Here is a 4361-nt window from a genome sequence, read left to right as displayed (position 1 = left end):
TATTTTAAAGTCCCAAAAGCCTTTCGATCCAACTTATTTGCTGGCTACCCCTTGACAGATCAAGACAGTATCTACAAGCCTCTATTTAACGAATTTGATATCACCGCATAAACGAACCGACAACACCGTTCAAATCTTCAGCCAAAGGATTTCCCAAAGCCTTAAACTTCCACTCGCCGCCTTCTCGATAAACTTCTCCCATCAACATATTTAATTTTCCTTCATAAGATGGGTCATTGGACAAGCGATAGCGAGCTATTTCTTTGCCGGCGGCATCTACAGCTCTCACGAAAGCATTTTCTACCAGGCCGAAATGCTGTTTTCTCTCTTTTCCATCGTAAATATTTACGCCCAAAATAATTTTGTGATATTCTGCTGGCAAAGAACTCAGTTTCACCACTATTTGTTCGTCGTCTCCCTCTCCCTCCCCTGTGAGATTGTCGCCTGAGTGAACAACTGTTTTGTCCTTTGACTCCAAATGAGAGTAATAAATTACATCCTCTTTGTAGTTCTTTATTTTGCCATTTTCTCCCAGCAGCATAGCGTAGGAATCTAAGTCAAAATTTGCACCGCTGCTGCGGCCGAAAAGACCTTTTTTAGCTTGTGCAACATCCCAGCCCAAACCCATTGTCAGTTTGGACAAGTCGTATTCGCTTTTGCTGAGAACGATCGATTGTCCTTTTGTCAAGTTGATAGCCATAGTTTTGTGATTGTGTAAGGTTTATTGTGAAGTTGAATGATTGCCCTAAGCTAGCATTTTGTGGGCATGAAAAAGCTGTTTCTAGGGTAAGAGATTTTTGATTCGTGCTGATTTTACCCAATGCGGATATTCGGCAGTCAACAAATCGTATAATTCCTCATCGGCAATATGTTCCGGGTCTTCTAAACTGAAGAAATCGGCGTTGTCTAGGTAGCGAGATCCCATTTGGTCAAGCTGCTCTAAAAAGCTAAAATCGCTCGCTACGGCTCTTGCTAACCACCCTCGAACCCCTTTACTTTTGACATCCTTCTGCGATTTGCCGATCGCCATAAACTGCCAAAATATCGGCTCGTATGATGACCATTGTAGCTGCTGCTTGCTTTCCGACTCGTCCGCAGTCTCTCCATCAGTTACAAACATCACGTAGACAGGTCTATCGGCTTTCATAGCTGCGTAGCGCCTGCTACCGCGACCATCAGGAAAATAGAAGTTTCTAATTTCCTTCATTACTTTACCGTAGTAAGTACCTCCTTCTAAAGGATACTGTTGCAGTATATGGTGGATGAAATTTGAGAAATTGTCGATCGACATGGAACCGGGATTGTGGGGGTTGACTCCAAACAGAAATATGTCGATAGCAGCGTTGTCATCAAACCGACATCCCAAAGCCAAAATCTTCTCTGCCAAACGCTGAATTTTTCCTGAACTGTACAGCGAAGACATGGAACCCGAAATATCGAGGCAAAGCGCTACTTGAGCATCGTGATTTGTGAGATTCGCCTTTTTTAGCGAGATATCGGCTTTCTTAGCGAGATTGAAAATGTGCGGCGCTTTCTCCTGAAGCTTTTTGTCTAATGCTATAGCTTTCTGACTTTTGTGGCTATCTTCAATAACTGGTAATTTAGGCAGTTCTACTGTAATTTTTGCGGGTTTTTCTTCCTGTTGAATCTCAGAATGATACTTGTCAACAAAACTCTGCAACCCTGCTTTATATCCTTGTCCTACGGCCTGAAATCTCCAAGCTGCATCCTTTTTATACAATCGTCCAAACTCGACTGCTGTTTCTTCAGAAAAACCTTCTGTTAAATCATACCGCGCTAGTTCGCTGTCGGTTTGGCGATCGTACAATCGGATAAAAGCATTTCTGATTTGGCTGAAATTTTGATGTTTAGCTTGTGCGTCGTGAATCGTGACCACAAAAACAATTTCCTCAACAGCAGCCGTTACCTTTTCTAAGTCTACATAAATTGTCTCGTCATCCCCTTGAGTTTGACCAGTTTGATTATCTCCCGAATGGGCGATCGCTCCGTCCGGCGACTGCGAGTTATTGTAAAATACAAAGTATCTTTCATCGGGAATTTGGCCGTCTGAACCTAACGCAAAGACCGAGGCATCGATATCGCAGCTTGGCGCGTTTGAGTCAGATAAGCTTAGTTCAGTTGCTATTTCCCAACCCAGGGCGATCGCAACTTTTGTTAAAGTTGGAGATGTTTTAGAAAGATTAAATCTTTCGCCCTTCTTTAATTGAATTCCCATCTGGTTTGTCACCTCATGAGTCTGATTGCTTAAAATCGAGGGAAACATTCTGGCTTCCGAATTTCCCCTCGATTTATTTAGCTAGTAGCGATCCACCTTTTATCCGGCATACTGCTCTACAAACTTCTGCAAGCCTGAATTATAGCCTTGTCCTAAAGCTTGGAACCTCCACTCGCCATCTTTCTTGTAAAGTTTGCCAAACTCCACCGCAGTCTCCCTAGAAAAATCCTCGTCCAAATCGTACTTAGCTACCTCTGTGTTAGTAGTAGTGTCGTAAATCCTGATAAAAGCATTCCGCACTTGCCCGAAGTTTTGCCTTCTCGATTCTGCTTCGTGGATAGTCACCACAAACACAATTTCTTGCACCGCCGGATCAACCTTGGTTAAATCGACTGTAACGGTTTCATCATCGCCAAATCCTTCTCCGGTTCTGCTATCTCCGAGATGTATTACAGCAGTGTCCGGCGACTCCTTGTTGTTGTAGAAAACAAAGTATTTTTCGCCCGGAATTTTGCCAGTAGCCCCCAACATAAACACGGAAGCATCTAAGTCAAACGCTGCGCCCGTGTCGGTAGCGTTGATATCCCATCCCAAACCAATCCCGGCATTTTTCAGCCCAGGTGCTTCTTTAGATAGATTGATTCTCCCGCCTTTTTCCAAATTGATAGACATTTGCTCTCCTGTTCGCAACATCTTTGATATTATTGTTAACAGTTATACCACAAATTTTAAATGTCAAGTATAAGGTGTCTTCCCTTTAAACGATTGATTTAGGAGCGATCGCGCTCAGGCACATAGCGATGTTATTTCACTGATTCATCTTGCAAAATTGCCAAAATCCGATCGACCGTTTCTTTAACCGTTAGATGGGTTGAATCCAGCCAATAACCGAGACGAGGAGTTTCGGTGCGGAGGATGCGATCGAATGCATAAACCATTGTTTCGTTGGCATATCCGGTCTTGGATCTTGCTGCATCTCGTGCCGCTACAACCTCTGCCTGGGGACACAGAACGATCGCTGACAACGGCACATCATGAAACGCGGCGACTACCTCACTGAGTGCCGAACCAATGATGATGTCTTGATAGACAACCGTAAAGCCAGCCTGGAGATAGTGTCGCGCTGCCATTGCTGCCAGGTGATAGCGCAGTTGAAGTTGCTGATATGCCTCTGCTGACAAATTTAACGCCATTTCCGCCTGCCCATTCACAATCATGCGACGAAAGATATCTCCGCGCAGGTGAACACTTTTGGGCAACCGTTCGGCAAGTGATTGGGCAACAGTTGATTTTCCAGCAGCCATGTTCCCCGTAATCAAAATAATTTGTGGCTGATGATTTGCAGGTTGTTGATTGCTGTTCATACTATTTGTTATAGATTCAATGACTCTGCTACAAAAAACGAGTAATAACAAGTAAATCTCAAATCAACTCACTGATTTGTGCTCAAGGGAGTAAATTAACAAATTGCTTTTGGTACTCATCCTCTGCCATCAGTTCTGCGGTGCTTTCTACCCTGTCTAAAAACACGATTCCATCTAAATGGTCGTGTTCGTGTTGAAAAATCCGGGCCACAAAGTCTGTCAATTCTTGTCGGTGGAGTTTGCCGTCTCTACTGGTGTATTCTATCTCGATCGCCCTACTTCTCGGCACCAATCCCCGAATCCCCGGAATGCTCAAACAGCCTTCCCAGTCTTTGACTGTCTCTGTTGATGCAGCCACAATCCGCGGATTAATCATCGCTGTGGGTTCCATGTGAGGTGCTTGGGGATACCGCAAATTGGGACGGGAGGCAACGATGAACAGGCGCTCAGACTGAGCCGCTTGAGGGGCGGCAATCCCCACTCCGTTTGCCTGCTGTACTGTACGGATTAAGCTGTCAATCAACTGTTGAATGCGATCGTCCTTAATATTCTCGACAACTTGCGACCGGCGGCGCAGCACGGGATTTCCTAATTGCGATATTTGTAATATTTCTGCCATAGTTATTGGTTAGTCGTTATTGGTTAGTGGTTATTTGTTAGTCGTTAACTACTGACAAATTATTATTTCCTTCTTCCTTCTTCCTTCTTCCTTCTTCCTTCTTCCTTCTTCCTTCTTCCTTCTTCCTTCTTCCTTCTTCCTT

General features: G+C 44.2%; 5 protein-coding genes. All 5 read right to left on the bottom strand.

Annotated elements, in window-relative coordinates:
- Window positions 1-100: 100 nt before the first annotated feature.
- Window positions 101-700 (bottom strand): TerD family protein, encoded by a 600-nt coding sequence (locus QUB77_RS31310; protein WP_333180906.1) that lies wholly within the window; start codon window positions 698-700, stop codon window positions 101-103.
- 81 nt (window positions 701-781) lie between these two features.
- A complete protein-coding gene (locus QUB77_RS31305) occupies window positions 782-2236 on the bottom strand; it encodes a TerD family protein (protein WP_333180907.1) in 1455 nt (484 codons plus the stop codon).
- A 99-nt stretch (window positions 2237-2335) separates the two neighbouring features.
- A complete protein-coding gene (locus QUB77_RS31300) occupies window positions 2336-2908 on the bottom strand; it encodes a TerD family protein (RefSeq protein WP_333180908.1) in 573 nt (190 codons plus the stop codon).
- A 131-nt stretch (window positions 2909-3039) separates the two neighbouring features.
- Window positions 3040-3600: an AAA family ATPase gene (locus QUB77_RS31295; protein ID WP_333180909.1), complete on the bottom strand. Its 561-nt coding sequence runs from the start codon at window positions 3598-3600 to the stop codon at window positions 3040-3042.
- Between the two features lie 82 nt (window positions 3601-3682).
- Window positions 3683-4219 carry a peptide deformylase gene (def, locus tag QUB77_RS31290; RefSeq protein WP_333180911.1) on the bottom strand — a complete coding sequence of 179 codons (537 nt, stop codon included), beginning with the start codon at window positions 4217-4219 and terminating at the stop codon, window positions 3683-3685.
- Window positions 4220-4361 lie beyond the last annotated feature (142 nt).

The sequence above is a fragment of the Microcoleus sp. AT9b-C3 genome, assembly GCF_036705485.1.
Taxonomy (GTDB): Bacteria; Cyanobacteriota; Cyanobacteriia; order Cyanobacteriales; family Microcoleaceae; genus Microcoleus.
This window is presented reverse-complemented; position numbering and strand designations above follow the sequence as displayed.